This window comes from Streptomyces sp. NPDC045846 (assembly GCF_056431605.1).
The window spans coordinates 659,903-682,059 of record NZ_JBWKKJ010000003.1; the positions used below are offsets into that span (position 1 = coordinate 659,903).

The following is a 22,157-nucleotide window of genomic DNA, read 5'->3' on the forward strand; positions in this document are numbered from 1 at the left end:
GCCTGTTGAGCAACTCCTGTTCAGATCAAACCTGTTGAACCCGTCGCCCGCACGCGGGCTCTCGCGCCTATCGGGCGAGGACCAGCGTCGCGGGCGACTCGGTGTGCTGGAAGGAGACGTCGGTGAAGCCCGCCTCGGTGAGCCACGTCCGGTAGTCGTGCTGGGTCCACGTGCGGCCATGTGCGCTCTGCAGCAGCATCGTCGTGGTGAAGATGAGCGGGAACGGCGGCCCCGACCGGTCGTCGTCCACCACGAAGTCGTTGACGACCAGGGACCCGCCCGGCTTGAGGGCGCCGCGGAACTTACGGAAGACGGCCACGTTGTCGGCCGGGCTCTCCTGGTGCGCGAGGTGGGAGTACACGCCGATGTCGTGCTCGGCGGTCCCGAAGTCGCAGGTGTGGAAGTCGCCGTCGACCGTACGGAAGCGGTCCCCCACACCGCGTTCCGCGACGAAGCGCGCCGCGATCCGGTTGACGTTGCCCCAGTCGATCTGAGTCGAACGGGCCTGGGGGTTCATGCCGAGCCAGACCGCCGAGTAGATGCCCGACCCGCCCCCGACGTCGAGGATGGAGATCGCGCCGGCCCGGGCCAGGCCGAGCGTTTCGGCGGCGGCCATCGCGGAGGGCACCGACAGCGGGGCGATCGCGGGGACGAGCTCCTCCCAGTACGCGTTCTCGGCCACGTCGGCGGTGTCCTTGGCCACCGGGATGCCCGTCCGGGCCACCTCGGGGAGGTCGGAACGGCGCTCCATGTCCTGGAACAGCACCTTGGCGAAGCCGCCGAGGTAGGCGGGCCGTCCCTCGACGAGGAAGGCGGATGCCTCGGGCGTGTTGCGGTAGGCGCCGTCGCGCAGGTCGACCAGGCCGAGTCCGACCAGCCCGTCGAGCAGCGCCTGGGCGCCCCGGGTGCTGAGTCCGGCCGCCTCGGCCACCTGCTCGGTGCTGCTCGCGCCGTTCTCCAGGTGCCCGAAGAGCGAATGGATCGTGCTCGCCGCCAGGATGCTGGCGGCCCAGTTCCCCGTCGCGATCCGCATGATGCGTTCGGGAGACGGCTGCGCCTGCTCGTCGTTCATGTCGCTCCACACCGCGGGGCCGGGCACGGCTGCCTCGTCGCCTTTCCTTCACTGGAGCACGACGCCCAGCGACCGGCAAGCCGGATCGGCCCGCTGTTCAGTGGCTCGCGCCGCCTTCGTGCGGAGGCGACAGGTTGGGGGGCGGACGGGCCCCGGAGCGCCAGGGGCTCGGGGCGACGCGGCTCCGGCGATCAGGGGGCGGAGGCCCGGCGGTCGGGGGCCGCTCCGAGGGCTTGCGGGCTCAGGGAAGCCGCTTGGCCGCCCGCCATTGCGGTGCGAGCACCGACCAGATCTCCTCGTCGTGCCGTTCACCCCGGTACAGGTAGCTCTCCCTCAGCACCCCGTCCCTGGTCATGCCCAGGCGTCGGGCCACGGCGATGCTGGGCTTGTTCTGCGCCGAGGCCCACCACTCCACCCGGTGGACGCCCCGCTCCTCCACGGCCCAGTCGATGATCGCGCGCATGGCCCGGGTCACCAGGCCCCGGCCCACCGCCGACGGCTCCAGCCAGCAGCCCGCCTCCGCCACACCCTGCGCGAGGTCCAGCCTCCGGAACAGCACCGCGCCGACCAGCCTGCCGCCCGCCCGGATGCCGTAGAGGCGCCCGGTGTCGGCCGCCGCCCGGTCCGCGTACGCCTGGAGGAACGACCGGCTCGACGCGAGGTCGGTCACGACGTCCGGAAGCCCGTTGTACCGCCCGATGAACTCCCGCCCCCGGTCCACATGGTCCAGGAACTCCTTGGCCTGCCACGGTTCGAGCGGGCCCAGCTCGGCGCCGTCCTCGCCCAGGGACATCGCGTACATCCACACCCTCCACGGTCTCGGTCGGTCTGCGGCGCAGATCCTCTCACGCGGTCCTGCGCCCCCCTGAGGTCCATGGCCTGCCTGGGGCGTTGGGGCCCCGGTGCCTCCCGGGGTCCCTGTGGTGTCGCCCTCTGCGCGGCACAGGGGTTGCGTAGGGCGAGGCATGTGCGGTTGCTCCCCTGTGGGCCAACTCAGCCTGCTACGGCCCGGGTTCAGTGTGTCGAACCCACACCCCTCGCGAGAACGCGACATCACCCGTCGTCTTCCCAGTGGTGTCGCAGATCCGCCAGAGACCGCGCCAATGCCCTGCTGGAGTGGTCCTTCACGCCGATCAGGGGTCGACACCGACAGGTGGTGCCCCACGCCGCGGTCACCCATGTGGTGGCCCCACACAACAGGGGCAGGTTTCATGCCGACAGCCACCGTCGCTTCCCCGACGCCCACCCCACCCTCCGCTCGATCACCGCTCCTCTCCTGGCTGGCCGTGGTGTCCGTGATGCTGGGGATCTTCTCCATCGTCACCACCGAGATCCTGCCCATCGGCCTGCTGACGTCGATCGGGTCCAGCTTCACTGTCTCGGACGGCATGGCCGGACTGATGATGACCATGCCGGGTTTCCTGGCGGCGGTGGCGGCTCCTCTGGTCACCGTGGCGACCGGCCGCGTCGACCGGCGTCTGATGCTGGGGGCGTTCGTCCTGCTGCTGGCGCTGGCCGACTTCCTTGCGGCGACGGCTCCGAGCTTCTGGCTCGTCCTGGTGTCCCGGGTCATGGTCGGAGTCACCATCGGTGGGTTCTGGTCCATCGGCGCCGGCCTCGCCGCCCGGTTGGTGCCCGCGCGGTCGGCGGCCCGGGCGACCTCGGTGATCTTCGCTGCGGTCCCGCTGGGCTCGGTGCTCGGGGTGCCCCTCGGCACCTTCATCGGGGATCTCGCGGGCTGGCGCACGGCCTTCCTCGTCACGGGGTTCTTCACCCTCGGCGTCCTCGCGCTCATGCTCCTGACCGTTCCGCCGCTCCCCGCGATGCGGCCGATCCGCCTGACGGCGCTCGGCGGCATGGTCCGCGGCGCGGGCACCCGGTTCGCCCTGGGAACCACGTTCCTCATCGTCCTCGCCCACTTCGGCACCTACACCTATGTGACGCCCTTCCTCGAGCGGGTGACCCATGTGGGCCACGAACACATCACGGTCTTCCTGTTCATCTACGGAGCGGCAGGCATCGCGGGCAACTTCGTCGGCGGCGCGTTCGCCGCCCGCCGTCCGCGCCTCACCTTCGTGGTGGCCGCCGCCATGATCGCGGGAGCCACTCTGCTGTTCCCGGTGGTGGGACGGTGGGCTCCGGGGGCCGTGACGCTGCTGGCCGTCTGGGGCGCCGGCTACGGAGCGGTGCCCGTCTGCTCGCAGACCTGGTTCGCGAAGGCCGCCCCCGACGCACCGGAGGCGTCCTCCGTCCTGTTCACCGCGTCGTTCCAGGCCACCTTCTCCGTCGGGGCCCTGGCGGGGGGCGTCGTTCTCGACCGCTCCTCGCCCTCGACCGTCATGGTCCTGGGTGGTGTGGCCGCCGTACTGATGGTTCTTGTCGTGTGCGCCCACCACACCCGGCGGCTTTCGTGGCCCGACGGCGAGCAGCGCGCCTGACGGCCCCAACGTCCTTTCCGCGGGGGCGAGTTGGCACCTCACCCGGAGCCCGGGCTTTCAGGGCAGATCCGTACGGCCCAGCCACGCGGGCTTCACCGGGACCCCGTCCGCGTCCCTGGGTTCCGGAAGGGCCGGGGGAACGCGTGGCGGGGGTGGTGCGGCTTCCGTGGGTGCCGAGGGCGGCGCCTGCTCGCCTTTCGGCGGGGCGGCGCTGTCCTCCAGCAGCTCGGCCACGGTGAACCGGGCGCTGTAGGACTGCCAGGAGCCGTCGACGACCAGCACAAAGCCGTCACCGTCCCGAAAGAGCCGGCGGCGCTTCGGGTTGCGTGGATGCTCGGGGGTGAAACGCCGAGCCCGGCCCTCCAACTCCGCGAGGGCCTGTTCGCGCTCCCCCTCCACATGCGCCAGCACATATGCCTCCATGTGCTTGCGATCGGCCGTGCCCACCGTCACCTCGACGATCAGCCCCCATGTCGGCACACCACACTCCCATCCCCTCGGGTGAGGATCCAGCGCCTTGATCCTGCGAACAGACTCGGCCCCGCGCCGGGTTGCGTACGCGTGCCGTGCGCGGCACGGGGCGGAGCCGCCGGCTGTCAGAACTCGGAGTTGGCGACCCACCGCATGAGCAGGTCGTCGTCGCCCGACGTCGCGAACGCCTCCGAGCCGGGGCCGAGGCGTCCGTACATCAGCAGGAGCAGATCGGCCGCGGCCCCCTCGACGGTGGCGTCCGCCGCGTGTGCGTCCGTGTTGTCCGCGGGGTTCTGGTCGAGCCCGAAACCGTCGGGGCGAAGGCGGATCAGCCATTCACCGGCCCGGTCGGTGCAGCGGAAGCGAAGGGTCTCGCCGTCGCCGCGCAGGTGGGCGGTCTTGGGGGCGAAGGGGGCGGCGAACGGCAGGTTGACCAGGAACTCGTCCACCCCGTCGACCGCGAGGGCGGGATCGATCGTGGGCCGCAGGCCCAGGGCGAGTTCCGCGTCGACCCGGTGCACCAGCGTCTCGAACAGCATGCGCCGCATCCAGAACCGGGCGTGCGGATCTGCTCCCCACACCCACATCGCGGCCTTCGGGTCGGTGTCGGCGAACGCCTGGTCCGCCACCTGCGAGCTGTCCGTCAGCCAGGCGGGGTAGCCGGAGTCGTGCGCGGGCAGGTCGAGTTCCACGTCCCGGCTCAGGGGGCGCTCCTGAACCCGGTTCCGCAGCAGCCCGGAGAACGCGCGCTGCACGCTTCCGGTGTGCCGGACGAGGTCGACGAGGGTCCAGCCGGGGCAGCTCGGCACCGGTGTCGCCAGGTCGGCGTCCTGGACGACCGCCACGAACTTCGCGGTCTCGGCCATCACCGCGTCGCAGTGGGTCGCCGGGGCACAAGCCCAGCGCGAGCCGTGCGTGCCGTCCCGGCCCATGTCGCTCTCCTTCTCGCTGCCCATCCCACTGCCCGTCTCGCTGCCCATGTGTGCGCACCTTCTCCGTTGTGCTCCTACGGTCCGGCAGACCGGGCCGGATCACGCCCAGAGCGCTCCCCCTCCACCGTCTGCCGGAATCAGTGTGCTCCGAGCACGGTCGGCCGGAGGACCCGGGTTGCCTCTGGTGCGGTGTGGTCGGACCCCATTCGGCCAGGCGTGCCGTGTGTGGGACGCAGGGCGGTGTATTCAGGAGTGATGGATCTTCAGGCCCTGCGTCCGGCCCGCCACCGCTCCCCGGCGGCACGTCACGCACTGCTGGCGGTGCCGTTCGCGATGATCGCGCTCGTCACGACGGGGGATGTGCTCGCCCCGCCCGACGTGCACCTCGGCCCCTTCCTGGCGGCGGCTCCCGCCGTCACGGCCTCGTTCGCCGGGCCCCGCACCACGGGGTTCATCGGCGCCGTGGCGGTGCTGGCGCAGGTGGTCGTCGCGATGGTGCGCGGCAGTGTCACCGACCTCAACCACACCTTCCAGATCATCACCCTGGTCCTGATCTCGGTGTTCGTGACGGTTTTCGCCCATCTGCGCGAGGTGCACGAGAAGGAGCTGGTGCAGTTGCGATCGGTGGCCGAGGCCGCGCAGCAGGTCGTGCTGCGGCCGCTGCGCGAGCACCTCGGACCGCTGCGGCTGGCGAGCGTGTACCTGGCCGCGGCGGCGGACGCGCAGATCGGCGGCGACCTGTATGCCGCCGCCCGCACCGCCCACGGCACCCGGCTCATCATCGGTGACGTACGGGGCAAGGGGCTGGAGGCGGTCGGGGACGCGGCACTGGTGCTGGGCGCGTTCCGGGCCTCCGCCCACCAGGAGGCCGACCTGCCGGGGCTTGTCGGCTATCTGGAACGCGCGGTCGCTCCGGACCTGGACCACGCCCACCGGGACGGTGGTGCCGATGCCGACCCGCCCTTCGACGACCGCAGCGAGGCGTTCATCACCGCCGCCCTGCTCGACATCCCCGACCTGGGCCAGGCCTTCGAGATCGTGAACTGCGGCCATCCGCCGCCCCTGCTGCTGCGCGGCAACCGGGTCGTCCCCCTGGAGGTCGATCATCCGTCGCCGCCCCTGGGCCTCGCCGACCTCGCCCGTTCCCCGCTCGCCCCGCAGGGCTTCACCTTCGAGCCGGGCGACATCCTGCTCCTCTACACCGACGGCGTCCTCGAAGCCCGCGACGAGTCGGGCGCCTTCTATCCGCTGGCGGAACGCGCGGCCGCCTGGCGCGGCTCAGGCCCCCGCGCCCTGCTGAGCCATCTGCGCGACGACCTCCTGGCCCACACCCCCGGCGGGACGCTGGGTGACGATGCCGCGATGGTCGCTATCGAACGGCTCCGGCCACCCGCCGAGCGGGGTGCGCCCCGCCTGTAGGGACCTGATGATGGGGAAACCTGTGCAGCGGACGCATCCGAGAGGCGGGAGAAGGCATGCCGCAGGAACCAGCGCGCGAGGAGCCTGCTCCCGAGGGCGGGCGGGCCTGGTCCGGCCGCGAGGGTGCCCGGGCGTTCGCCTCGGTGGACGCGGCCACCGACTGGCTGCTCGGCTATCCCTTCGTCTTCCGGGCCCTGGCCGACCACGGCGGGGCGGGCGGGGTTCTGCTGGACTTCGGCTGTGGGCCCGGCCGCGTCGCCGATCACGCGGCCCGGCGGCTCGGTATGCGGATCATCGGCGTGGACACCTCCCCCGACATGCTCGCCCTGGCCCGCCGACAGGGCACTCCCGGCGCCGAGTACCACCTGGTCACGGACGGCCGGGCCGACGCACTGCCCGACGGCTGTGCGGACGCCGCGATGTGCAACCACGTCCTGGCGTCACTGCCCGACGAGCGGACCGTCCTCGACGTGTTCGGCGAGATCCACCGGCTGCTGCGGCCCGGAGCGCCACTCGTCCTGCTCACCACGGACCCCGCGGCGAGCGGCGTCGCGTACGCGTCCTTGCGGGTGGGCGAGCCCGGCGTCGCCTACCGCCCGGGACAGCCCATGACCGTACGGCTGCGCCGGACCGACGGCACCTGGCAGACCATGCCGAACCACGCCTGGCCCCCGGCCACGATGCGCGCCCTCCTGGAGCGTGCCGGGTTCACCGTTCCCGCCCAGCACCACCCGACGCCGGACGAAGCGGAAGAGATCGCCGACCCGGACCATGTGCGCAGCCGCGACTGGGCGGCCGAACGGCGGCTCCCGCCCCTGGTGGTGACGGTCGCGATCCGGGACTGACCCTCGGACGCCCCCACCGTCGTGGCGGTGTCTCAGAGGTTGCGCTCGATGAAGTCCCGCAACGCGAGCCGGTCCATCGCACCGGTCTCGGCCGCCGTCGCCTCTCCGTCCTTGATCAGGACGACGGAGGGCGCGGCCGTGACGCCGTAGCGCTGAACCGGGCCCGGGCAGCGTGTCCGGTGCAGGGGGCACTGGTAAGCGGCACGCGCCTCCATCATCACCCGGGTACCGGGGGCGGCCCGCCGGGCACCCGCCGACGGCCCCGCACCTCCCCGGCCGCTCCGGCCCGGCCGATGCGCGGCGACGAACGCGTTTCGCTTCCGTATTGGGCAGGTCATGGAACGGTGACGAGGCTGGCGGACGCCGATGCTCACGTATTAAGAAGTGTGATCACAGAGATCGCTTTTGACGGTCCACAGTCATGCATGGGGGAGAACAGTGAGCAGTTTCGGCGTGCGACGGACCACATACGGTGCCATCGGCGTGGCGGTCGTCGGGGTGTTGGCCCTGAGCGGTTGTCAGAACAACGACGACAAGGGCGATGGCGGAAAGACCTCGAATCCTCCCGCCGCCGGGTCGAGCCAGCCAAGCCAGCCGGCGCAGCCCAGCGCGTCCGCCCCTGCCGGAGGCGGCGGCACGGGCGGGGGCGCCGGCATGGCCCAGGCGGGCCAGAGTTTCAAGATAGGTGAGGCGGCGCAGATTCCGTTCAGCTACGGAACCACCACCAAGGGCACCATCGCGCTCACCGTCACCTCGATCGACCAGGGCCAGCCCGGCGATCTGGCGCCGCTCAAGCTGGGCGACCAGGTGAAGGGGAAAGTCCCCTACTACGTGCGGTACTCGATCAAGAACACCGGCACCACCGACCTCGCCTACGCGTCGGTGGGCCACATCAAGGGCCTCCTCGGGGACGGCACCGAGGCCCAGGACCTGATGGTCATCGGGTCGTTCGACAAGTGCCCGAGCGACTCGCTGCCCAAGGGCTTCACCAACGGCCACACCCAGACCGGCTGCGCGGTGGCCCTGGCGCCGTCCGCCGCGACGAAGGTGACATCGGCCGAGTACTGGGGCGACCCCTTCACCCTCGGCAAGGGCATCACCTGGAAGTAACACGGTTCGGGCCCCACTCGTAGGGCAGCACCACACCCCGCGTCGCCTCGTGCGGCGCGGGGTGTGGTGCATGTATGTGGTCCTTGTGGCGCGAGCGGCCCGCCCCCTGGGACTTCAGCACACCGGGGCCCTTGGGGCCGCTGCCGTCGCCGGGGGTGGATCCGGCCGTCCCTGCCCGGCGAGGTGCGCCACTGGGCAGGGGCGAGGGGCGGATACTGGCGGCGTTCCGTACCGCCGCGCGTCCGAGGAGCCGGTCATGGTCCCGCTTCCCCCGCCCCGCAACCCCCCACCCGGAGCCCTCGCCCGCCGTTCGGTACTGCTCGGCACGGCGGCCTGGTGCATGGGCGCCGCAGGCTGTTCGGGCGGCGCGAGGACGCCGTCCGCCTCCTCGTCCCCCTCCGCCGGTTCGCGTTCGCCGGGTGCGGCTCCGCAGGCTTCCGGCTCGCCGTCCGACGCCGAGCGCCCCCGGGCCGCCCTACCGAAGGCCATTCCCTGGCGACCGGGCCCCGGAGAGATCGAGCCCGCGGCCAAGCTCGCCGCCGTCCGGGTCGTGGAAGCGCTCGGTACGTGGCCGGCCGGGCAGGGCAGCGAGCAGGCGGCCGCCGCCCGGGCCGCGGCGCTGGGCGTCTCCACCACTCCGACGGCTCAACTGGCCGCCCAGGCGGGCTCATTGAGGCCGACCGCCGATGCCGCGGTCGTCCGGGTGATCGACGCCCAGTACGGCGGCATCCTGTCCGACACGGCTAGCGTTCTGGTGGTCTGCGACCAGCCCACCCTGCTCGGCTCGGTCGTCCACCCCGGGGGCACCACGGTCGACGTACGGCTCAGCCGCACCTCCGCCGGCTGGAAGGTGACCGCCCTGCACCCCGCCGCGCCCGGCCCCGCCACGGCCCTGGGCGCGGCCGCGCGGGAGGTGTTCGCCCAGTCCAGGATCGAGCTGCCGCCCGCCTCGGCCGCCGACATCCGCAGCGGCGCCGTGCACGACAGCGTGCTGCGCGCGATGCTGCAACTCGCGGGCGACTACCGGCTGTCGGTCAGCGTCGTACGCTCCGGGCACCCGCTGGACGTGTTCGGTACCGACCGCCCCAGCGACCATCCGCTCGGCCGCGCCTTCGACGTCTGGCGCATCGACGGCCACGCCGTCGTCGACCCGGCGACCTCCCGCACGCTGATCACCACCTTCATGCGGGCCGCCGCCGCGGCCGGGTCCTACAACGTCGGCGGCCCCGTGCAGTTGTCGGGCGGAGCCACGGCGAACCAGTTCTTCTCCGACGACACCCACCACGACCATGTGCACATCGGCTTCACTTCCTGACCTGTCTCTCTCGCCCGCGTCGCCGCGCGCGGCAACGCAAGGGGGTGTCGGAAGACGGCGGCGAGGAGTGGGGCTGCCGTCGCGGTCCTCAGTGCCAGGCGGCCAGCGGGGCGCTCGTATGACTGACGGGGATGGTGTGGGTGACCCATGTGGGCCCCGCACACACATGAAGGAGGAATGAGGTGGGCTCGGCACGGTAGTGGGGGACCTCGCCGTGGCGGGCCAGTCCGCTCTGGAGATGGGTGCTGGGGGCGATGGCCAGGGTGGCGCCCGCGAACTCGGCGGTGACGGACCGGTGGACGTGGCCCGTGAGAACGCGCACGACCTGCGGGTGACGCCCGACCACCTCGGCCAGAGCGTCGCCGTCGGCCAGCCGCATGGCGTCCAGGAAGGGGATCCCCACCGGGATCGGCGGATGGTGCAGACAGACGAGGGCCGGGGTGTCGGGCCGACGGCCAAGTGCCTTGCTCAGCCAGGCGAGTTGGCCGCCCCCCAATCGTCCGCCGGGAGAGCCGGGCACCTTCGAGTCCAGGACGGTGATCGTGAAAGCGGCGTGCTCCACCGCATAGTGGGTGTCGTGCGATCCGCCCAAGAACGCGGTGCCGCCGAAAGCCTCCCGCAGCATCTGGGGGTCGTCGTGGTTTCCGGCGGCCAGATACAGCGGCAGCGGAAACCCGTCGATCACCTCGCGCAGCACCGCGTACTCCTCGGCGCGGCCGCGGTGGACGAGATCTCCCGTGATCACCGCGGCGTCCGGTCGCGGATCGAGCGCGAGGACGCGGGCGAGGGCCCGGCTCAGCGCCTCGGCCCGTGCGCCTGCCAGCGGGCCGGATGTGAGGTGCGGGTCACTGAGGTGCGCGATGGCCGGGGTCATACCCGCAGGCTTCCCCCACCCGATCAGGCCACAACCGATCACGCTCAGGGCGAAAGCCGTGCCATCCGACGAGGCCGGGTTACCCCATGAGGCGGGGTTACCCCACTGGGCACCGATACCCCAACGTGCCTACCAATCCTGTTCGTTGGGGCGAACAGAAGTCGGTTCCGGCTCACTTGGAGCGAACAGCGACCGCAGACGACTGCCGTTGACCAGAGCGACGACGGCGATCAACAGAGCTCCGCAGAGCCCCTGTTCGGCCTTCATCCACACCGGGAACGTGCCGGGGAGCGCGATGATCGCCACGATGGCCACCACCATGACGCCGGAGATGACCCGGAGTCGGCGATACGCCGAGCGCGAGCCGCGAGCCGCGCGGACGGCACACAGGTACGTCACCAGGGCGCTGACCACCACGATGGTGCCGCGGACCCATACGGCTGAGTTCACGTCCGCGGAGTCGTCGCGCAGGAGCACGATGGCCAGCAACGTGAGCACGCTGATGCCGAGGTAGCCCCCGAGAAGGAGCTTCGTGGCGCGGAAGGCCGCCTGACTGTGCGGGTGGATGGGGTGTTCCGCGGAAACGGGGGCGGATGCGGAGTGCGAGCTCCGGGCGGCGTTCATGAAGGGCCCCTCTCTTCTCTCTTCCGATGGACGACGGCCGCGACGAGCGGCGTGCGGGCGGGCCACGCGCCTCTCGCGGGACGGTTTCCGCGGCCCCCTGTGCGGCCATTCCCAGGCTCCGCCACCGCGGCCCCACATCCATCGCCCGCACGGACGAAGCGCGGTCGGCGCGATGTCAGGGCCCTCTGCGGGCCACCCCGTAATGGAGGGCGGCCGCCCACCCCTATGGCGGAGAAGACGGGACGCGGCCACACGGAGGCTGACGGAAGTGGGGGCACCCCCCCCCACATACGACGGCGAGGGGCCCGGGTCTGGGCCCACACCGTCCGGGACGGCTCGGGGACGGGATGCCCCGCACAGCCGGTAGGACCGTTTCCCCCGTGGGGGTGAGCCCGTGCCGATTCCGGGCGTTTCATGATCCGCGGCCGCTGGAAAGGGGCCCGTCCTGTCGATCAACAGATGGACTGTTCCGCCATGTTGAAGACCGCTCTGCATGTCCTCGCCGCCACGTCCCTGGCCGCCGCCTCCCTGACCGTCGCCGCGCCCGCCGACGCGACCGACCACCGCGCGACGACGGCACGCGCGCAGGCGCCCGACACCGGGCCGTGCGGACCTGTCGGCCCGTTCCGTTCGTCGGATTGGTGGCGCACCACCACCTCCCCATTCATCGCCCCGGCCATCGGCAGGCCGCTGAGGACGAGAACTGGCAGTGGCGCGACGACTCCAACACGCTCTGGCGGGGCGACACCCGCGAGAACGTGCAGCAGCTCTTCGACGACGGCTTCACCCCGCGGGGCGAGACGCTCACCCCGCTCGCCGAGTACATAGTCAGAGGTAGGTGTCGCACGACTCCCGGACGGCGGTCAGTTCGGCGGGTTCGGGCGTACCGCGACTACAGGCGGGTGGGGTGCGGCGGGGTCAGGTCATCGCCACGGTCAGCAGGAACGTCGAGTCCTCCAGGGCTTCCACCGTGTGGGCCGTGCCGGGCACGGTCAGCAGGTCGCCGTCACGGCCCTCCCAGGTGTCCGCGCCGGACACGAGCCGGATCCGGCCCGACCACACGAGGAGTGTGGCCTCCCCGCCCAGGCCGTGCTCGCCGAGCTTGTTCCCCGCGGTGAGCGCCAGGACCGTCTGCCGCAGGACGCGCTCGTGGCCGCCGATCACCGTGGACGCGCTGCGCCCGGCTTCCGCCTCCCGGGCGGCGTTCAGTTGAGCGCGGGCGATTGCCTCCAGGGAGAACTTCTCCATGCCTTGCTCTCACTTCCTTGTACGAAGGGTGCCGCGCCGCAGCGCCGGGGGGACGTATGAGGCCGACCCTGACAGAACCGCGGCCCCGCAGCACTCCGGGACGCGCCGGAAGGCGGTCCGGGGTGCGGCCGCACCCACCCCACGCCCCCCTCGCCCGCGCCGTGCGATCCTCGACGCTCGCGACGAGTGGGGAGGACCGGATGCTGCTGACCTTGACCGGGGGTGCGGGCGCGGGCAAGACGACCCTGGCCGCGGCCCTGGTGGAGAGCGCGCCCCGGGCTCCCGTACAGGTGCTGCACGGCGACGACTACTACTTCTCCACCCCGGAGCGGGGGGTGTGGGCGCCCGACGAAACGGGGACCCCGCGCCTGGACGTGGGGGATCCCCGCTCGCTGGACTTCGAGCGCCTCACCCACGATGTCGACACCGCCCTGGCCACGGCCGCCCACGTCGTCGTCGACGGCATGTTCGCCCACCACATGGGCCTGCGGTCGCCCCACACCCGCTTCGACGTGTTCGTCGACCTGGCGGCCGACCTGCGCCTGGTGCGCAAGATCCGGCGCAAGTGCCTGGACGGGGATTTCCCCCTCGATGTGCTCCTGCGGAACTATGTGGACCACCGCCGGGACGCTCACGACCGCCACATCGAGCCGGTCCGCCACTCGTGCGACCTGGTCGTCGACGCCACCAAGGATCCCGACACCCTGGCCGCGGATGTGTGGGCGGCCGCCATGGGTGGGGCTCGGCAACAGGGCGGCGGAACACGGTAGTTGGTGCCTCAGTGGGGCTGCTGCACACCGAGTCCGCGTACCAGTGTCGAGGTGGTGCTCGCGATCACGGCGCTGTCCGCGGGGGCGTCGGCCGTCAGGTGGTTGGTGTAGATCGCGATGATCACTGGGTTCCCCGATGCCGGCCAGGCGACGGCGATGTCGTTGGCGGAGCCGTAGGCGTCGCTGGTGCCGGTCTTGTCGCCGACGGTCCAGTCCTTGGGCAGCCCGGCCCGGATGCGCTCGTTCCCCGTCACGGTGGCGCGGAGCCAGCTGTTCAGCCGTGCCCGGTCCGCGGGCGCCAGGGCGTCGCCCAGGGAGGTCCTGGCGAGGTCGCGCCCCATGGCCGCGGGCGTGGTGGTGTCACGCTGCTCGCCGGGCTTCCAGACGTTCAAATCGGGCTCCCCGCGGTCCAGTCGGGAGACCGTGTCGCCGAGGGAGCGGTAGTAGCGGGTCATGCCCTGGGGGCCGCCGATCCGGCCGAGCAGCAGGTTGCCCGCCGTGTTGTCGCTGCGGGTGATGGCCGCATGGCAGAGATGGGCCACCGTCATGCCCTTCTCGCCCTGCCCCGCGGTGACGGGTGAGTTGGCGACCTCCTGCTCCGCCTTCCAGTGGACGACCTTGTCCAGCAGCCCCGGCTCCGTGTGCCGCGCCCGGTCGAGGACGGCGGCGCACACCATGGCCTTGAAGGTGGACAGGGAGGGGAACTTCTCGTTGCCGCGGTAGCTGACGCTCCGCCCGGTGGCCGTGTCGAGCGCGTACGCGCCGATCCGTACGTGCTGTGCCATCTCCAGGCGCCTCAGCTCGTCCGCCACGTCGTGCGAGCCGCGGGCGGGGAGCGGCGCGAGCACCGAGGGCACGTCGCCGGCGACGCGGTCCCGGGCCTCGGCCGCCCGAGCGGTGGAGGCCGTGCCGGTGGCGAGGACGGCGAGGGCGAGCAGCGCGGCAGGCCACGTCGTACGGGAACGGGACAGGGAGGCAAGGCGTTTCGTGTGGTCTCGCATGGACTCAGCAGAACAGGCCCGGCCCGCCGCCGTCCAAGAGCCGCGGGCGGAACACGGCCATAGCGATCCGCCTATGGCGCCTGCTGAGGAGGGTCACCGGGCGGCCGCACCGACCGCGGAATCCGCCCGGACAAGTGCGCCGCAAGAGGCCCGAACGGGACACCGGTGGTGCCGTATTGGTCATTTGTCATCCTGATACATCAATGATCCGTTGGATTCACTGACAAGTTGGTGAACGTACACCCCGGGGCCTCCTAGAGTCTGGTTTCTCTTCCCGTACGCACATGTACGCCCTCGCACGAACACAGGGAGCGGAGCCATGGATTCGTTACGTCATCTCGCCGCCCATCTGGGGCTCGACCTCACCGCCATCTGCCTGCTCACGTTCGCGATCTACTATCCGAGGCATCGGCGGCGCGACCTCGTGCCGGCGTATCTCGCCCTGAACGTGGCCCTGTTCACCATCGTCGCGGCGCTCGCCGAAGTGCGCGGAAGCGGCGGCATGGCACTCGGCTTCGGACTGTTCGGGGTCCTCTCGATCATCCGGCTGCGCTCGGACGCCGTCCAGCACGAGGAAGTGGCCTACTACTTCACCACGCTGGTCCTCGGCCTCATCTGCGGGCTGCCGCGCCTCGGGTTCGCCCTGGCCGCGGCGCTGAGCGGTCTCCTGCTCCTGGTCGTCTACGCGGCCGACCACCCCCGCCTGTTCACCCGGGCCCGGCGCACCGTCATCACACTGGACACGGTGCACACCGACCCCGGCGCGCTGCGGGCCGACCTGGCCCGGCGCCTGGGCGAGCCCCATCACTGGACGGTCATGGAGATCGACTTCGTACGGGACCTGATGGTCGTCGACGTCCGCTACCGCGAACCGGAACCGAGGCAGGCTGGGCAGCAGTCCGGCCCGGTCGAGGCGCTGCGTCCGGCCACTGCCGCCCTGGACTCCGTATGACCATCCAGACTGCGGCACCGGCCGAGGAAGCCGTACGCGCCATCCACCACGCGGCCCTGACAGCCGGCTCCATCTCGCTGGCCGAACTCAACGAGCGGTCCTCGCTGCTCACGCGGTTCGACCGAAGCTACCTGGTGCCCGCCGCCACCTTCCTGCGGGTGATCGGCCGGCTCACGGAGCCCCGCCACCCCGGCGGGCCCTTCCGGGCGCTGGCCATCGACGGCCGCCGCGCCTTCCGCTACCACTCGGTCTACTACGACACACCGGGGCTCCGCTCCTTCCACGACCACCGCCAGGGCCGCCGGCTGCGTTTCAAGATCCGGGAGCGCGTCTACGAGGACAGCGGGGAGCGGCAGTTCGAGATCAAGCTCAAGGGGCCCCGCGGCGACACCGTCAAACACCGTTGTCCGCTGAACGGCGCGGACACCCCGCTCGACGCCGCACCGCAGGCCTTCCTCGCCGACACCCTGCGGCGCGCGTACGCGATCGACGCGCCCACCGCCCTGCGGCCGTCCCTGTCCACCGACTACCTCCGGAGCACCTTCGTGGCCGACGGGCAGCGCATCACGTGCGACGCGGGGCTCGTCTGCGTCGATCTGGGCGCGGGCCGTCTGGTGCGCGGTGACGCGGGCCTCGTGCTGGTCGAGACGAAGTCCGCCGAGCACCTCACCGAGGCGGACCTGCTGCTCCACGCCCACCGGGTGCGGCCCGCCGTGTTCACGAAGTACTGCGGGGCGCTCGCCGTGCTGCGCCCGGCCCTGCCCGCGAACCGGTGGCGGCGCGCCGCGCGCCAGGCGTTCGGCGCGGCGTCCCCGTACGCGTGGGGGCAGCAGGTGTGGCCGGAATCCATAACCCCCGCTCGCACCGGGTGGGACCACCTCGTCACCGACACGCCGCGCCCGGGCAACTTCGCACACTTCTGTCCGCAACCGCGGCACCCGTATGGTGAGCCGTCACATGTGTCCCGGCAGAGGGGAACTGATGGTGCGTAGGACCACGATCATCCGACAGGCCACGGCGGCCGTGGCCGCCCTGCTGCTGTCCGCCGGGCTGGCCCCCGCGGCGTCCGCCGCGGACACCCCGGCCCCGCCGAACCCGGACGCGGCCGCGCTGAGCGCCTTCTGGACCCCGGCCCGTATGACGGCCGCGGTGCCGAGCGACCCGGCCCGGAGCGGCAACCTGGGGGCCCGCACCACCTCGCCCACCGTGGACGGGCCCCGGCCCGGCGAGTTCATCCCGCCGAGCAAGAGCTTCGACGGCATCCCGCAGGCCGGCACCTTCTTCTGGACCGACGCCTCCGGCACGGGGCGCACGTGCAGCGGTTCCGTGGTGCGCAGCCCCGGCCACGACCTGGTGCTGAGCGCCGGGCACTGCCTCAAGGGCTACGCCGGGACCTCGCCCAGGCGTCATCTGGGGTTCGTGCCGCAGTACCACGACGGGCTCACGCCGTTCGGCATCTTCCCCGTCCGGAACAACGGCGTGTACGTCTCGCAGGAGTACTACGACCAGGGTGAACACGCGGGGGCCGCCTACGACTTCGGGTTCGCGGTCACCGAGCCGAACCAGGACGGACAGCGGCTCCAGGACGCGGCGGGCGCCGTCGAACTGCTCACCGACACGGGGTACGCGCACGCCCCGGTACGGATGATCGGCTACCCCGGCGGCGCGCAGAAGCCGCTGGAGTGCCTGAGCTGGACCACCCAGTGGGCCAGCGACGACCCGGCCGACCCGGGCACCTTCGAGCGCATCGCCTGCGCCGGGTTCGTGGGCGGGACCAGCGGCGGGCCGATGCTGGTGCCGTGGCCGGGCGGATGGGCGGTGGTCGGGGTCATCGGCGGCTACCACACCGGCGGCAACACACCCCAGGTCTCGTACAGCGCGTACTTCGGCAGCGCCACCCGCGCGCTGTACGACGCCGCGACCACGGGCGCCCCGCCGGCGGGGCCCGCCTCCTGACATCCGCACCGGTCGCCCTGCGCGTGCTGCGCGACGCGGACGCGCCCCTGCTCCGGGCGCACCTCTCGGAGCAGGAGACACAGCCCGCGTAGCACCTCAACCGGCCTAAGATTCAGGTCGGTTGAGGTCGACGGCCGGAAACGTCTCGCTGTGCCACACCTCGCCCGCCGGGGTCACCACCAGGGTCTCGTATCCGCTGTTGGCCCGGGTCCAGGCGCGGGCGGCCCCGGCTCCCATCGCGAAGAGGGCGGTGGCGTACGCGTCGACCTGGGTGAGGTGGCGGCCGGTCACGGTGACCGACGCCAGGCGCGTCGCGGGCTGCCCGGTGTGGGGGTCGATGATGTGGTGGCCGCGTTCGGCGGTGCCCGAGGTGGCCACGGCGAGGTCGCCGCCGGTGACGACGGTGAGGAGATGGCCGGGTTGCAGCGGGTGCGCGATGCCGACGCGCCACGGCACGCCCGGTGCGGACTCGCCCCTGAGCTGGAGGTCGCCACCGCCGTTGACGCAGGTGTTCCGGGCGCCGGCGTCGTACAGGATCTGTGAGGCGCGTTCGGTCGCCCAGCCCTTCACGAGTCCGGACGGGTCGAGCCGGCCCGCGGGGGTGTGGCTGAACCAGCCGTGGGTGGCGGCGGCGGCCGTCTCGCACAGGGCGAGGACCTCGGCCACGTCGGGCGGGCAGTCGCTCGCCCGGAGCTCGCCCCGCGCCATGCGGCTGATCTCGCTGTCGGACCGGTAGGTGGAGAACACGGCGTCGACCCGGTGCAGCCAGGCCACGGCGTCGGCCAGGGCGGCGCGGACGGCGCCGGTGGGCCGGTCGCGGATGTCGAACGAGAAGACCGTGCCCATGACGTGCTCGGCGTGGCGCAGCCCCTCGGCCGCGCGGGTCGTGTCAGGCACCGGCCTTGTCCAGGGCGCTCTGGAGGGACTGGATGTAGCCCTCGCTGGTGTAGCTCGCGCCCGAGACGGCGTCGATCCGCGCGTTCTGCGCGCCGAGCGCCTCCTCGGTGAGGCGGGGCACGGCCCGCGCGGCGATCTCCTGGTCGCGGCCGCTCTCCGAGGGCACCTGGAGGACGTGGACGGCGGTGAGGCGTCCCTTGTCGAGGCTGACGGACACCTGGACCGGCCCGTACCGGGTGTCGATGACGTCACCGGTGAAGTCGCCGGTGCGGGTGCCGGTGGCCGCCTGGCCCGGTGTCGAGGTGGCGGGCCTGGGGACGGACACGGCGGGCGGATGGCTCTGGTGGGGTTTGAGGGAGAGCAGCAGGACCACGCCCGTGGCGGTGGACAGAGTGGTGACGGCGACTCGGCGCACGGCGGGTCTCCTCGGCTTCCGGTCGCGCATCAGAACGCGAAGGACTCGTGGTGGATGCGGCGGCGGTGCACGCCCGCGCCGCGCAGGGCGCGCAGGGCCGCGTCGGTCATGCCGGGCGGCCCGCACAGGTACACGTCCCGGTCCCGCAGATCGGGTACGTACTGGAGCAGTGCCGAGCCCGTCAGCGGCAGGTGGTGGGCGGCGGGCTCGTCGACCGAGTAGAGGACGCGCGCGCCGCGCGCCGCGGCGAGGGCGTCGAGTTCGCCGCGCAGTGCGAGGTCCTCGGGGCGGCGGACGCGGTACATGAGGGTGAGGTCGCCGGGCAGGGTCTCCAGGAGGGCGCGGAGCGGGGTGATTCCGGCGCCGCCCGCCAGGAGCAGGGTCTTCGTCGTGGTGCGGCGGGCCGCGGTGAAGCCGCCGTAGGGGCCTTCGGCCCACACCCGGGTGCCGGGGGCCAGCCGGGCGAGGGCGGCGCTGTGGGTGCCCACGGCCTTCACGGTGATGCGCAGGAAGCGGTGGTGGGCGGGGGCCGACAGCGAGTACGGGTTGGCGGCCCACCACAGGCCCGGGGTGAGGAAGCGCCAGCGGAAGAACTGTCCGGGTTCGGCGCCGAGCTCGTCCAGGTGCTCGCCGGTGAGGTAGACGGACACGACGCCCGGTGCCTCGGCGCGGACCTCGGCGACGCGCAGGCGGTGGCGCAGCCCGCGGCGGACGGGGACGAGGAAGCGGAACCAGAGGAGCAGCGCGGCCACCCCCAGGTACATCGCGTACCAGGCGAGCTGCGCGGAGCGGTTGCCGACGAAGTCGGCGCCGTTGGACAGCATGTGGCCGAAGACGAGGAAGACCGCGAGGTAGGTGACGAAGTGGAGGTAGTGCCAGGTCTCGTAGCGCAGTCGGCGGCGGGCGGCGCGGGCGGAGACGATGCCGGTGCCCACCAGGAGCAGGAACCCGGCGGTGCCCTTCAGGAGGTCCGGGTAGTGCAGTACGAGGGTGGTGGTCTGGTCGACCACGTTGGCGTGCGAGGTGACCGCGTAGCCCCAGATGATCAGGAGGGTGTGGGTGAGGGCGAGCGAGAGGGTGTAGCGGCCGCCCATCGCGTGCCAGCGGGCCAGCCGGTCGGAGCCCACGCCGTGGTCGAGGAGGGGGATGCGCGCCATGAGGGCGAGCAGGACCGCGCAGGCGTACCCGGCGAGGAGGCCGGTGATGCGGCCGCCGTCGGTCAGCCATCCCCCCATGCCGACGACCGAGGTGGTGTCGCTCCACCACAGGCCGAGCACGCCCGCGGCGCCGGTCCAGATGAGGATCTGGGCGGCGCGGGGTATCCAGGCGGTGCCGCGCGGCGCGGCGTGCGGGACGCGTGCCACGGGCCGGCTGTCGTGAAGGCTGGCGGCCATGCGGCCCCCTTTCCGGGTGGCGGACCCATGTGGTCCGGCACCATGTCGGCGGTGCCCCGCCAGCCTCACACCGGTACTTCTGAGTTCTCTCTGAAACGGTGCCCGGGGGGCCGGATCCACAGGTGATTCTGAGGAAACTCAGAGCTCCGCTCGGCTCCGTCGGCGGGGCGGCCGGGGGATGCTGGAAGCATCATGGAAAACCCCTCACCACCTGCCGTGCTCCGCAGGTCCGACGGCTCTCCCGTCCGGATCCTCGTCGTCGACGACGAGCCGGATCTGACCGAGGTGCTGTCCGGTGCCCTGCGCTCCGAGGGCTGGGACGTCCGCTCGGCCGCCGACGGCGTGAGCGCGCTCGCCCTGGCGTCGTCGTTCCGTCCCGACGCCGTGGTCCTGGACTGGATGCTGCCCGACCTGGACGGGCTGCGCGTCCTGCGCGAGATGCGGGCCGGGCTGCCGGACGTCTGCGTCCTGTTCCTGACCGCCCGCGACTCGGTCGAGGACCGCATCGCGGGCATCACCGCGGGCGGCGACGACTACGTCACGAAGCCGTTCAGCCTGGAGGAGGTGCTGGCCCGGCTGCGCGGGCTGCTGCGCCGGGCGGGCATGGCGCGCGAGCCCGGCGGCAACCGCCTTGTGGTCGGCGATCTCGTGATGGACGAGGACGCGATGGAGGTCAGCCGGGCGGGACGACTCGTGGACCTGTCCCGCACCGAGTTCGAGCTGCTGCGCTTCCTGATGCGCAATCCGCGCCGGGTGCTGTCCAAGGACCAGATCCTGGACCGGGTGTGGTCGTACGACTTCGGCGGCCGCGCGCACATCGTGGAGTTGTACATCAGCTATCTGCGCAAGAAGATCGACGCGGGCCGGCCGCCGCTGATCCACACGGTGCGCGGCGTCGGCTACGTCCTGAAGCCCGACCCCTCATGAGGTGGCCCGCCGTTGCCCGCGCCGCGCGGCGGCCCGCGCCGGAGCTCCGGTCCCCGGCGAGGCGGCCGAGGCTCCCGCACACGCTGCGGGCCCGCCTGACGGCCGGTCTCGTGCTGCTCCTGGCGCTGGCCTGCCTCGCGGTCGGGGTGACGAGCGTGCTCGCCCTGGAAGGGTTCCTCGTCAGCCGGCTCGACCAGCAGCTCAGCGCGTCCGGGGGCCGGTTCGCGGCCAGCCTCGAACACGACGAGAAGCCCGACGCCGACAACCAGCCGGACACCCGCGGCCAGGCGAACGGCACGTTCGGGGCGCGGCTGCTGCGCGGCGAGACCACCCAGGCCGCCGTGGTGCACGCGCAGACCGACGCGGCGGTGCCGCTCACCGCGGCGGACCGCGCGGCGCTCGCCGCCGTGCCGGTGGACGGGCGGGGCCATGACATCCGGTTGTCGACGCTGCGCCACTACCGGGTCGCGGCGGTGTCGGGGGACGACGGCGACGTGCTGATCACGGGCCTGCCGCTGGAGCCGGTGGAGGAGACCGTGCACCGCCTCGAGATCGTCGAGGCCGTCGTGTTCGGCGCCACCCTCGCGGCCACCGGAGTCGCCGGAGCCCTGTGGGTACGCCTCTCCCTGCGCCCGCTGCGCAGGATGGCCGCCACCGCCACCGAGGTCACCCGACTCCCCCTGGCCAGTGGGGAGATCGCGATGCCCGACCCGGTTCCCGACACCGATCCGCGCACCGAGGTCGGCCAGGTAGGCGCCGCGCTCAACCACATGCTGGGCCACGTCGGGGACGCGCTGGCCCAACGGCAGGCGGGTGAGGAGCGGCTGCGCCACTTCGCGGCCGACGCCAGCCACGAGCTGCGCACGCCCGTCGCCACCGTGCGTGCCCACGCCGAGATGGCGCTGCGCCACCGCGGCCCGGTACCGGGCGAGGTGCGACACGCGCTGGAGCGGATCCAGTCCGAGACCCAGCGCATGACGGGCCTCGTGGACGATCTGCTGCTGCTCGCCCGGCTGGACGCGGGCCGCCCACTCGCGCGTGAGCCCGTCGACCTGACCCGGCTCGCGCTGGACGCGATCAGCGATGCCCAGGCCGCCGCCCCCGGTCACCGCTGGCTGCTCGACCTGCCGGAGGAACCCGTCACCGTGGCCGGGGACGAGCACCGCCTCCACCAGGTCATCGCCAACCTCCTCACCAACGCGCGCACGCACACCCCGCCCGGCACCGAGGTGACCCTGCGGCTCGGCGAAACCGGGCCGGGGGAAAGGGAGTTGAGCGTCACCGACACCGGGCCCGGGATCCCCGCGGGGCTGCTGCCCGAGGTGTTCCAGCGCTTCACCCGGGCCGGGCACAACCGCGCCGTGTCGGCGGGCAGCGGCCTGGGGCTCGCCATCGTCCTCGCGGTGGTCCAGGCTCACGAGGGGACCGTCGACGTCACCAGCAGCCCGGGCCACACCGTCTTCCGCGTCACCCTGCCCGGTGAAAAGGCTGGCTGAC

Annotated in this window: 23 protein-coding genes; 11 read left to right on the plus strand and 12 right to left on the minus strand. The window is 72.4% G+C overall.

Annotated features, from left to right (window positions below; genetic code table 11):
* Window positions 1–67: 67 nt before the first annotated feature.
* Together AC07F3_RS12055 and AC07F3_RS12060 are read right to left on the minus strand one after the other, a co-directional pair.
* Window positions 68–1,072 carry a class I SAM-dependent methyltransferase gene (locus AC07F3_RS12055; RefSeq protein ID WP_479112993.1) on the minus strand — a complete coding sequence of 335 codons (1,005 nt, stop codon included), beginning with the start codon at window positions 1,070–1,072 and terminating at the stop codon, window positions 68–70.
* Between the two features lie 241 nt (window positions 1,073–1,313).
* Complete coding sequence (locus AC07F3_RS12060; RefSeq protein WP_479112995.1) at window positions 1,314–1,874, minus strand: GNAT family N-acetyltransferase; 561 nt, start codon at window positions 1,872–1,874, stop codon at window positions 1,314–1,316.
* 409 nt (window positions 1,875–2,283) lie between these two features.
* Between AC07F3_RS12060 and AC07F3_RS12065 the strand changes: the two genes are divergently transcribed.
* The gene (locus AC07F3_RS12065) at window positions 2,284–3,510 is read left to right on the plus strand and encodes an MFS transporter (protein WP_479112997.1); all 1,227 of its coding nucleotides are present in this window, start codon (window positions 2,284–2,286) and stop codon (window positions 3,508–3,510) included.
* A 57-nt stretch (window positions 3,511–3,567) separates the two neighbouring features.
* Here AC07F3_RS12065 and AC07F3_RS12070 read toward each other — a convergent pair whose 3' ends face one another.
* The gene (locus AC07F3_RS12070) at window positions 3,568–3,933 is read right to left on the minus strand and encodes a hypothetical protein (protein WP_479113113.1); all 366 of its coding nucleotides are present in this window, start codon (window positions 3,931–3,933) and stop codon (window positions 3,568–3,570) included.
* Window positions 3,934–4,106: 173 nt separating this feature from the next.
* Window positions 4,107–4,961, minus strand: coding sequence for a maleylpyruvate isomerase family mycothiol-dependent enzyme (locus AC07F3_RS12075; protein WP_479112999.1), 855 nt, complete (start codon window positions 4,959–4,961; stop codon window positions 4,107–4,109).
* Window positions 4,962–5,168: 207 nt separating this feature from the next.
* Between AC07F3_RS12075 and AC07F3_RS12080 the strand changes: the two genes are divergently transcribed.
* Both AC07F3_RS12080 and AC07F3_RS12085 read left to right on the plus strand, forming a co-directional pair.
* Window positions 5,169–6,332, plus strand: coding sequence for a PP2C family protein-serine/threonine phosphatase (locus AC07F3_RS12080; RefSeq protein WP_479113001.1), 1,164 nt, complete (start codon window positions 5,169–5,171; stop codon window positions 6,330–6,332).
* Between the two features lie 56 nt (window positions 6,333–6,388).
* On the plus strand, window positions 6,389–7,177 hold the full coding sequence (locus AC07F3_RS12085; RefSeq protein ID WP_479113003.1) for a class I SAM-dependent methyltransferase: 789 nt from the start codon (window positions 6,389–6,391) through the stop codon (window positions 7,175–7,177).
* Between the two features lie 32 nt (window positions 7,178–7,209).
* Here the strand turns inward: AC07F3_RS12085 and AC07F3_RS12090 are convergent, their stop codons facing one another.
* Complete coding sequence (locus AC07F3_RS12090; RefSeq protein WP_479113005.1) at window positions 7,210–7,395, minus strand: YbbN family protein; 186 nt, start codon at window positions 7,393–7,395, stop codon at window positions 7,210–7,212.
* A 235-nt stretch (window positions 7,396–7,630) separates the two neighbouring features.
* Between AC07F3_RS12090 and AC07F3_RS12095 the strand changes: the two genes are divergently transcribed.
* Window positions 7,631–8,287: a hypothetical protein gene (locus tag AC07F3_RS12095; protein WP_479113007.1), complete on the plus strand. Its 657-nt coding sequence runs from the start codon at window positions 7,631–7,633 to the stop codon at window positions 8,285–8,287.
* 256 nt (window positions 8,288–8,543) lie between these two features.
* On the plus strand, window positions 8,544–9,602 hold the full coding sequence (locus AC07F3_RS12100) for a hypothetical protein (protein ID WP_479113009.1): 1,059 nt from the start codon (window positions 8,544–8,546) through the stop codon (window positions 9,600–9,602).
* A gap of 88 nt (window positions 9,603–9,690) precedes the next feature.
* On the opposite strand, the gene AC07F3_RS12105 is transcribed toward AC07F3_RS12100, so the two are convergent.
* From AC07F3_RS12105 to AC07F3_RS12115, 3 genes are all read right to left on the minus strand, one after another.
* A complete protein-coding gene (locus tag AC07F3_RS12105) occupies window positions 9,691–10,476 on the minus strand; it encodes a phosphodiesterase (protein ID WP_479113011.1) in 786 nt (261 codons plus the stop codon).
* Between the two features lie 129 nt (window positions 10,477–10,605).
* Complete coding sequence (locus AC07F3_RS12110) at window positions 10,606–11,100, minus strand: hypothetical protein (RefSeq protein WP_479113012.1); 495 nt, start codon at window positions 11,098–11,100, stop codon at window positions 10,606–10,608.
* A 918-nt stretch (window positions 11,101–12,018) separates the two neighbouring features.
* Window positions 12,019–12,348: a cupin domain-containing protein gene (locus AC07F3_RS12115; RefSeq protein ID WP_479113014.1), complete on the minus strand. Its 330-nt coding sequence runs from the start codon at window positions 12,346–12,348 to the stop codon at window positions 12,019–12,021.
* Between the two features lie 200 nt (window positions 12,349–12,548).
* Between AC07F3_RS12115 and AC07F3_RS12120 the strand changes: the two genes are divergently transcribed.
* Window positions 12,549–13,118: a uridine kinase family protein gene (locus tag AC07F3_RS12120; RefSeq protein WP_479113016.1), complete on the plus strand. Its 570-nt coding sequence runs from the start codon at window positions 12,549–12,551 to the stop codon at window positions 13,116–13,118.
* An 8-nt stretch (window positions 13,119–13,126) separates the two neighbouring features.
* Here AC07F3_RS12120 and bla read toward each other — a convergent pair whose 3' ends face one another.
* On the minus strand, window positions 13,127–14,119 hold the full coding sequence (gene bla / locus AC07F3_RS12125; protein ID WP_479113018.1) for a class A beta-lactamase: 993 nt from the start codon (window positions 14,117–14,119) through the stop codon (window positions 13,127–13,129).
* Window positions 14,120–14,438: 319 nt separating this feature from the next.
* Between bla and AC07F3_RS12130 the strand changes: the two genes are divergently transcribed.
* From AC07F3_RS12130 to AC07F3_RS12140, 3 genes are read left to right on the plus strand one after another with little or no spacing between them, the layout of a single operon-like run.
* Window positions 14,439–15,071 carry a DUF4956 domain-containing protein gene (locus tag AC07F3_RS12130; RefSeq protein ID WP_479113019.1) on the plus strand — a complete coding sequence of 211 codons (633 nt, stop codon included), beginning with the start codon at window positions 14,439–14,441 and terminating at the stop codon, window positions 15,069–15,071.
* Complete coding sequence (locus AC07F3_RS12135) at window positions 15,068–16,063, plus strand: polyphosphate polymerase domain-containing protein (RefSeq protein ID WP_479113020.1); 996 nt, start codon at window positions 15,068–15,070, stop codon at window positions 16,061–16,063. Before AC07F3_RS12130 ends, AC07F3_RS12135 begins: the two co-directional genes overlap by 4 nt.
* A complete protein-coding gene (locus AC07F3_RS12140) occupies window positions 16,053–17,027 on the plus strand; it encodes a trypsin-like serine peptidase (RefSeq protein ID WP_479113021.1) in 975 nt (324 codons plus the stop codon). The genes AC07F3_RS12135 and AC07F3_RS12140 overlap by 11 nt, the downstream gene beginning before the upstream one ends.
* A 105-nt stretch (window positions 17,028–17,132) precedes the next feature.
* On the opposite strand, the gene AC07F3_RS12145 is transcribed toward AC07F3_RS12140, so the two are convergent.
* From AC07F3_RS12145 to AC07F3_RS12155, 3 genes are read right to left on the minus strand one after another with little or no spacing between them, the layout of a single operon-like run.
* Window positions 17,133–17,873 carry an FAD:protein FMN transferase gene (locus AC07F3_RS12145; protein WP_479113115.1) on the minus strand — a complete coding sequence of 247 codons (741 nt, stop codon included), beginning with the start codon at window positions 17,871–17,873 and terminating at the stop codon, window positions 17,133–17,135.
* Between the two features lie 43 nt (window positions 17,874–17,916).
* Window positions 17,917–18,339, minus strand: a complete 423-nt coding sequence (locus tag AC07F3_RS12150; protein WP_479113023.1) for an FMN-binding protein — start codon at window positions 18,337–18,339, stop codon at window positions 17,917–17,919.
* A 29-nt stretch (window positions 18,340–18,368) separates the two neighbouring features.
* On the minus strand, window positions 18,369–19,733 hold the full coding sequence (locus AC07F3_RS12155) for a ferredoxin reductase family protein (RefSeq protein ID WP_479113024.1): 1,365 nt from the start codon (window positions 19,731–19,733) through the stop codon (window positions 18,369–18,371).
* A 192-nt stretch (window positions 19,734–19,925) separates the two neighbouring features.
* On the opposite strand from AC07F3_RS12155, the gene AC07F3_RS12160 reads away from it, so the two are divergent.
* Window positions 19,926–20,660 carry a response regulator transcription factor gene (locus AC07F3_RS12160; RefSeq protein ID WP_479113026.1) on the plus strand — a complete coding sequence of 245 codons (735 nt, stop codon included), beginning with the start codon at window positions 19,926–19,928 and terminating at the stop codon, window positions 20,658–20,660.
* A complete protein-coding gene (locus AC07F3_RS12165; protein WP_479113028.1) occupies window positions 20,657–22,156 on the plus strand; it encodes a sensor histidine kinase in 1,500 nt (499 codons plus the stop codon). The genes AC07F3_RS12160 and AC07F3_RS12165 overlap by 4 nt, the downstream gene beginning before the upstream one ends.
* Window position 22,157: the final 1 nt, after the last annotated feature.

Coding starts and splice junctions, on each gene's coding strand:
- AC07F3_RS12085 (WP_479113003.1), top strand. CDS start 6,389: ATGCCGCAGGAACCAGCGCGCGAGGAGCCTGCTCCCGAGGGCGGGCGG.
- AC07F3_RS12100 (WP_479113009.1), top strand. CDS start 8,544: ATGGTCCCGCTTCCCCCGCCCCGCAACCCCCCACCCGGAGCCCTCGCC.
- AC07F3_RS12055 (WP_479112993.1), bottom strand. CDS start 1,072: ATGAACGACGAGCAGGCGCAGCCGTCTCCCGAACGCATCATGCGGATC.
- AC07F3_RS12130 (WP_479113019.1), top strand. CDS start 14,439: ATGGATTCGTTACGTCATCTCGCCGCCCATCTGGGGCTCGACCTCACC.
- AC07F3_RS12105 (WP_479113011.1), bottom strand. CDS start 10,476: ATGACCCCGGCCATCGCGCACCTCAGTGACCCGCACCTCACATCCGGC.
- AC07F3_RS12135 (WP_479113020.1), top strand. CDS start 15,068: ATGACCATCCAGACTGCGGCACCGGCCGAGGAAGCCGTACGCGCCATC.
- AC07F3_RS12065 (WP_479112997.1), top strand. CDS start 2,284: ATGCCGACAGCCACCGTCGCTTCCCCGACGCCCACCCCACCCTCCGCT.
- AC07F3_RS12110 (WP_479113012.1), bottom strand. CDS start 11,100: ATGAACGCCGCCCGGAGCTCGCACTCCGCATCCGCCCCCGTTTCCGCG.
- AC07F3_RS12090 (WP_479113005.1), bottom strand. CDS start 7,395: ATGATGGAGGCGCGTGCCGCTTACCAGTGCCCCCTGCACCGGACACGC.
- AC07F3_RS12080 (WP_479113001.1), top strand. CDS start 5,169: ATGGATCTTCAGGCCCTGCGTCCGGCCCGCCACCGCTCCCCGGCGGCA.
- bla (WP_479113018.1), bottom strand. CDS start 14,119: ATGCGAGACCACACGAAACGCCTTGCCTCCCTGTCCCGTTCCCGTACG.
- AC07F3_RS12140 (WP_479113021.1), top strand. CDS start 16,053: ATGGTGCGTAGGACCACGATCATCCGACAGGCCACGGCGGCCGTGGCC.
- AC07F3_RS12060 (WP_479112995.1), bottom strand. CDS start 1,874: ATGTACGCGATGTCCCTGGGCGAGGACGGCGCCGAGCTGGGCCCGCTC.
- AC07F3_RS12155 (WP_479113024.1), bottom strand. CDS start 19,733: ATGGCCGCCAGCCTTCACGACAGCCGGCCCGTGGCACGCGTCCCGCAC.
- AC07F3_RS12165 (WP_479113028.1), top strand. CDS start 20,657: ATGAGGTGGCCCGCCGTTGCCCGCGCCGCGCGGCGGCCCGCGCCGGAG.
- AC07F3_RS12070 (WP_479113113.1), bottom strand. CDS start 3,933: ATGGAGGCATATGTGCTGGCGCATGTGGAGGGGGAGCGCGAACAGGCC.
- AC07F3_RS12160 (WP_479113026.1), top strand. CDS start 19,926: ATGGAAAACCCCTCACCACCTGCCGTGCTCCGCAGGTCCGACGGCTCT.
- AC07F3_RS12075 (WP_479112999.1), bottom strand. CDS start 4,961: ATGGGCAGCGAGACGGGCAGTGGGATGGGCAGCGAGAAGGAGAGCGAC.
- AC07F3_RS12115 (WP_479113014.1), bottom strand. CDS start 12,348: ATGGAGAAGTTCTCCCTGGAGGCAATCGCCCGCGCTCAACTGAACGCC.
- AC07F3_RS12145 (WP_479113115.1), bottom strand. CDS start 17,873: ATGGGCACGGTCTTCTCGTTCGACATCCGCGACCGGCCCACCGGCGCC.
- AC07F3_RS12120 (WP_479113016.1), top strand. CDS start 12,549: ATGCTGCTGACCTTGACCGGGGGTGCGGGCGCGGGCAAGACGACCCTG.